At 69.6% G+C, this 5744-nt stretch carries 3 protein-coding genes and 1 pseudogene; all 4 read right to left on the reverse strand.

Features of this window, described 5'->3' with window-relative positions:
* Positions 1-355: pseudogene (locus tag ACIRA7_RS14325) on the reverse strand (hypothetical protein); the annotation flags it as partial.
* On the reverse strand, positions 343-615 hold the full coding sequence (locus tag ACIRA7_RS14330; RefSeq protein WP_396221530.1) for a hypothetical protein: 273 nt from the start codon (positions 613-615) through the stop codon (positions 343-345). The gene ACIRA7_RS14330 and the pseudogene ACIRA7_RS14325, both read right to left, overlap by 13 nt.
* 172 nt (positions 616-787) lie before the next feature.
* Entirely contained in the window at positions 788-3421 is a 2634-nt protein-coding gene (locus ACIRA7_RS14335) for a protein kinase (RefSeq protein WP_396221531.1), read from the reverse strand.
* On the reverse strand, positions 3418-5744 hold a 2327-nt coding region (locus ACIRA7_RS14340; RefSeq protein WP_396221532.1), incomplete at its 5' end, for a protein kinase. The genes ACIRA7_RS14335 and ACIRA7_RS14340, both read right to left, overlap by 4 nt.

Genomic DNA, 5744 nt, shown 5'->3' on the forward strand with positions numbered 1-5744 from the left:
CGCGCTCAATTTTTGCAAGCGCCTGTGCGACGAAATCAAAATGCCGGAATGTGACGCGCCCGATGCGAGTCACCACAGGACTGCGTTGCTCCCAGCCTGGCGGCACGGGAATGAACAGATCGGGAGAGGCTAACTCTACGTTAAGCCGCAACCGTTCTTTGAGCAGCGGAATGGCGCGGAGCATGGCATCCGACTCGGGCCGCATGACAAGATCCACGTCGATCGTGGTGGCGCGCCATCCGATCAGTACCGCGCTTGTTCCGCCCACCAGAAAAACGTCGACGTCCGCGGCGGCGTGCTGCGCGAACGCGGTCATGAAGGCGCCGATGCGCTCGCGATCCGCTACCTCGCGCACTGTGCCGCGCGACGGAAGCTCGCGACACGCCGCAGCAACGCGTTGTACCGGCTGTGGGCCGCGGCGCCGTCGCGCGCAGACAACAAGGCGTACAATTGCAGCTCGGCGTCGGGCAGCGTCTTGTCAATGGCGAGCCCCGCGTCACGCAATCCCGGTGCGGCGATCGAGACGAGCAACGACTCGATCGTCACGCGCCCCATCGCGAGATCGGCCAGCCCCGCGTCAATCAGTTCTGCTCCGGGCAAACGCGCGGTGACCATGGCGTAATTCTACCGACGAGGGAGTCACCCGGCCAGCACGCGGTGCATAGGGCCTTGCGCTGCACCGCGCTGCGGGCGGATGCTGCGCGGCTCCTCGGTGAGCACGTGAGCGTCGTCGAGTGCGCTGGCGACGTCGCGCTCGCGGGCGAGAAACTCACGTATCGCGGGTGCCTCACGGCGCCTTGAGCCGCGCCCGCACTTCGGCCGCCCAGTTGAGCACCATCACGACCGGCGCCCGATCCTCCTTGGCCTTGAGCATGAGCAGGTGCTTGCCATCGGGCGCTACGTCGTAGGTGGCGTGGGGGCCCGAGGCCTCATAGGGGCCCACGAACAGTTGCCGGCGTGACTGCACGGTAAAGGTCGGTGTCGCCGATACCGCCGCGGCGATCAGGGCATCGCCCTGCCGGTAGTACAACGTGCGCCCGTCACGCGACCACACCGGTTCGCTCCCGCCGTCGTTCGAGACCTGAATGCGCCCGCCCGGGCCGGGGAAGGGGCGCACGTAGATCTCCGCCGTTCCCGACTCGTCGGAGCTGTAGGCAATCCACTGGCCGTTGGGAGAGAACCGCGGGGCCCAGTTGACCGCCTTCGTGACCAGCGGCGTGGGCGGCGCCGACTTGTCCATCGGCATGGTGATGATGTGCTGGTCGCCGGTCCCCTCGTCGGTGCGATACATGAGCGTGCGCCCGTCGGGGGAGATGACCCCTTCGTTCGGTCCGCCCGGCACCTCCACGAGCAACTCTGGCGCGCCACTGCCATTGGCGGGCTGCCACCAGATGCCCTTGCGCGGCGTGACCTGCCGATAGAGCACGCGCTGACCGTCGGGGCTCCACTCCGGCCGCACGTTGCTGCCGGCGGAGGTGAGCCGGGTGAGGGTGGCCGAGGCGATCTCGAAGATCCAGATGTCACGCCCCTGCGGGCTGCCGATATCGAAGGCCACCCGCCGGCCATCGGGGGAATACCGCGGGTTGCCGAACTGGCGCGGCTCGCCAACCAGGGGCGTGGCGGCGCCGGCCTCGTCGACGAGCACAGCGGTCGTGGCCGCCTGCCCCGGCGAGTACAGCAGCGTACCGGAGGCGGACATCACCGGACTGCTCACCGCCTCGAGGAGCGCGGTGGGAGGTCCGGTGAGCTTGCGCGCGCCCAGGTCGATAGGGACGGCCATGATCGTGCCGTCGTTGCGCAGGTAGATGAGCCGGTCATCCACGAAGCCGAGTGGTCGCTCGGCGCCGACCTCGAGGCGCGTGAGTTCGCCATCGGGGCCGAGCAGACAGAGCGGGGTGACCGACCCCGACCTGATGCGCGACTGGACCCAGATACCGACCATCGTCTTGCCATCGGGCGCCATGATCGGATTCGACACCTCCCCCAGCGTGCTGTCACGACGCCCGAAGGGGCTGATCTGGCCGCCGGTTGCCGGGACGCGCAGCAGGATCGCTCCGGCGAACTTGGTATCGTTGGTGCGTGAGAAGATGACGTCGCCGGCGGGGGTCCACACGCCGCCCGTGTTGTCGGGGAGGATGCTGCCGTCAGTGAGCTCGGTGATGGGGCCCCCCTCCACCGACACCTTCCGCAGCTTGCCGCGCGCCACGAAGGCGACCCACTTGCCGTCAGGGGAGAAGAAAGGCGCGCGCGAGCCCTCGGTGCCCGGCAGCTCCCGCGGGGTGAGCTCGTCGAGCCGGCGCACATACAGCAGGCCGTTGCTGGCCGTGGCGGCGATGTAGGCGATGGCGCTGCCGTCGGGGGCGATGGCGAGCTTCTCGCCCGTGCCAAGGATGCTCCCGGCCTGGGCGTCGGCCAACGGCAGCGAAAAGCGGACCACCGGCAGCGTGGGCGCGGCCGTTCGCCGTGTGATGCCGACCGCCGTCGCCAGCGCCGCGACGCCGGCCACGGCCCACAGCGGAGAGGAGAGCAGCCTCCGCCACCGCGACCGCGGCCGCACGGCGGCGGCCAACCCGGTGTCGCCCACGAGCCCCGGCCGTTCGAGGGCATCGGCAAAGCCCTTCGTGGACGCGAAGCGGTCGGCCGGCAGCTTCTCCAGCGCGCGGCGGATGGCCGCGTCCACGTGCGCTGGCACCGATGGGCGCAGCACGGTCGCGGGGCGCACCGCCTCGGTGAGCAGCTTGGCCACGATCGCCTGCGGGTTGGTGCCCGTGTGCGGCGGTTCGCTGGTGAGCATCTCGTACGTCACGGCGGCCAGCGCATACTGGTCGGCGCGGTGATCCACCGCCTTGTCGCCCATGGCCTGCTCGGGGGCCATGTACTGCGGCGTGCCCAGCGAGAGGCCGGTTTGCGTCATGCGCTGCCCGCCGGCCTGCTGCACCGCCAGCGCGATGCCGAAGTCGGCCACGAGGGCGTGGCCGCCTTGCAGGAGAATGTTTTCGGGCTTGATGTCGCGGTGCACGATCCCCTGCCCATGCGCCTCGCTGAGCGCGTCGGCCACTTCGCGGGCAATGAGCAGCGCGTCGGCCACCGGCAGCTGCGACTCGCGCTCGAGGCGCGTGCGCAGCGTTTCGCCCTTCACCAGCGGCATCACGTAGTACAGCAACCCATCCGCCGCGCCCGAATCCAGCAGCGGCAGGATGTGCGGATGCTGCAGCTTGGCGGTGGTCTTGATTTCGCTCAGGAACCGCTCGGCGCCGAGTGCCGCGCCGAGGTCGGGATGCAGCACCTTGATGGCCACATCGCGCTCGTGGCGCAGGTCATGCGCGAGGTACACGGTGGCCATGCCACCGGCGCCGAGTTCGCGCTCCACGCGGTAGCGGTCGGCGAGGGCGGTGGCGAGGCGAGTCAGCACGTCGGTCACGGTTTGCCATCCTGAGCGCGAGCGGTTGCCGCCCGCCAATCGAGCAGCATGACCGGGAAGCGCCCTGCCGGTTCACGCCGCGGCAGCAGCAAGCGCCCGTCAGCGGCGACATCGTAGGTCGGGTGGCCCCACTGGTAGGTCAGCTCGAAGCCGCCGTTCACGATGGTGTCGCGCTTCACCACGCGGGCGTCGCCGGTAAAGTCGATCGTGGCGCGCATCAGGGTGCGGCCGCGATTGGCCACGTAGTAGATCGCTTGGCCGTCGCGCGACCAGAGCGCCTGTTCGCCACCGTTGTCGGAGACCTGCAGCCGCCCTTCGCCCGACGGAAACACGGCGACGTACACCTGCGCGGTGCCGGAGACGTCGGAATCCCAGGCGAGGCGCTTGCCGTCGGGGGAGAAGCGGGGCGACAAATCGGCGCCGGGTGACGACGCGAATGGCCTCGAGGTGGTGTCGCCCTCGAAACGGCGCCACAGGATCTCAGCGGAGTTCCCCGTTCCGCTCCGGTACGCGAACAGGGACCCGTCCGGCGAGGCCACGACTTCGCGCGCCGAGGTCTGTGGGCCACCGTGGACGACAGTGGGCGCATCGCTCCCATCCCAGCGTTGCCGCACGATGGTACTGCGCGTGTCCTGCCGATCTTCATACAGCACCCGCAGTCCGTCGGGCATCCATTCCGGCCGCCCCGCCCGCCCCGACTTGGTGAGTCGGGCCGTTGTGTGACTGGCCAGATCGGCAATCCAGATGTCGGTCTGCGCGTTGGGCCTTACGCCGACGGCCACCCGCCGACCGTCCGGTGAAAAGCGAGGCGTCTGATAGACGCGACGCTCGTCTGAGACGACCGTACCGGATCGGGTCGCCGGATCGTAGAGCACCAGATCCGACAGCTCCGAGCCAGGCTGATACACCAGCGCCCCGCTCATCGCGGCCGCGGCATGCGCTACGTCGATCCAGGTGGAGACCCCGGTTGCGAGCACCTGCGGCAGGCCGGTGGAGGCGCTGCGTTCGGCATTCGTCGGCACGAACGCCACGCGCGCACCGGGCAGTGCGGCGATGATGCCGCCCTCCACCACGGCGAGCGGAACGATCGAGTCGAGGCCAAACGGTGTGGCGGTCGTCCCGTCAACCTGTCGCACGCGTACGAGCGTTGACTGGATTCCTGCCACCCACTCGACGTACAGCAGGCTGCGCCCGTCGGGGAGCGCGATCGGGAACCGCTCCGTCCGCCGATCACCGGTACCCACCGACGGCAGCGGTGTCATGTTGCCCCCCTCGGCGCTCACCTTGGCGAGGCGGCCACCGCTGCTCACTACCAGCTCGTTGGCGCTCAGCCACGTGAGGCCGTAGCAGGCCCCCACGTCGGCGAGTGTGCGTACGGCACCACCATCCAGCGGGGCCTTCATGAGGCGGCCGCGCGACACGAATGCCACCCACGCACCATCGGGGGAGAGCACGGGGAACGTCGCATCGTCGGTCCCCGGCACGGGCTCGGCGCCGGTCTCGCCCAACCGACGTCGATAGAGCTGGCGCGATCCGTCGTTCGCCGCGCCGGCCACGACCACCAGCTTCCCATCGGCACTGATGGTGATGGGGCGGCCCAAGTTGTCCGCGCTCACCCCGTCGGGCAGCTCGATGCTCAGTGCGACCGGCGTGTTCGCTGCCGACGCTGAGGGTCGCGGCCACCACCCTGCGGCGGCGAGCAGCGCCAGCAGGACCACCGCGATCCACCGCAGTGTGCTCGCCGATCGCGCGGGGGCGACGCGCGCGCCCGACGAGCGCCCCGACGAGCGCCCCGACGAGCGCCACGACACGGCGTCACCGCGCAACGCCGCGACGAACTGCCGCACATCCGCATGCCGATCCGCCGGCAACTTCGCCAGGCTTTTCATCACGGCGGCGCTCATACCAACGGGCGCGCTCTTGCGCAGCGTCTCCACCGGCTCCGGTTCACTGGAGATGATGCGGGCGATGATCGCCTGCACGTTGTTCCCCTGAAACGGCGGATCGCCGGTGAGCATCTCGTACGTGACCGCAGCGAGCGCGTACAGGTCGCTGCGCGCATCGACGGACTTCTCCCCCACCGCCTGCTCGGGGCTCATGTACTGCGGCGTCCCAAGCGACAGCCCCGTTTGCGTCATGCGCTGTCCACCCGCCGTCTGCACCGCGAGCGCGATGCCGAAATCGGCCACGAGCGCATGCCCGTCCTGCAGCAGGATATTCTCGGGCTTGATGTCGCGGTGGATGATGCCGAGGGCGTGTGCGGCGGCGAGTGCGTCACCCACTTCCGCGGCAATCTGCACCGCCTCTTCGATGGCGAGTTGCC

Source organism: Gemmatimonas sp., assembly GCF_044376735.1.
In the GTDB taxonomy this organism is placed as follows: Bacteria; Gemmatimonadota; Gemmatimonadetes; order Gemmatimonadales; family Gemmatimonadaceae; genus Gemmatimonas.

Excerpts from the sequence above, each read along its gene's own strand:
- ACIRA7_RS14330 (WP_396221530.1), bottom strand. The coding sequence starts at position 615 with ATGGTCACCGCGCGTTTGCCCGGAGCAGAACTGATTGACGCGGGGCTG.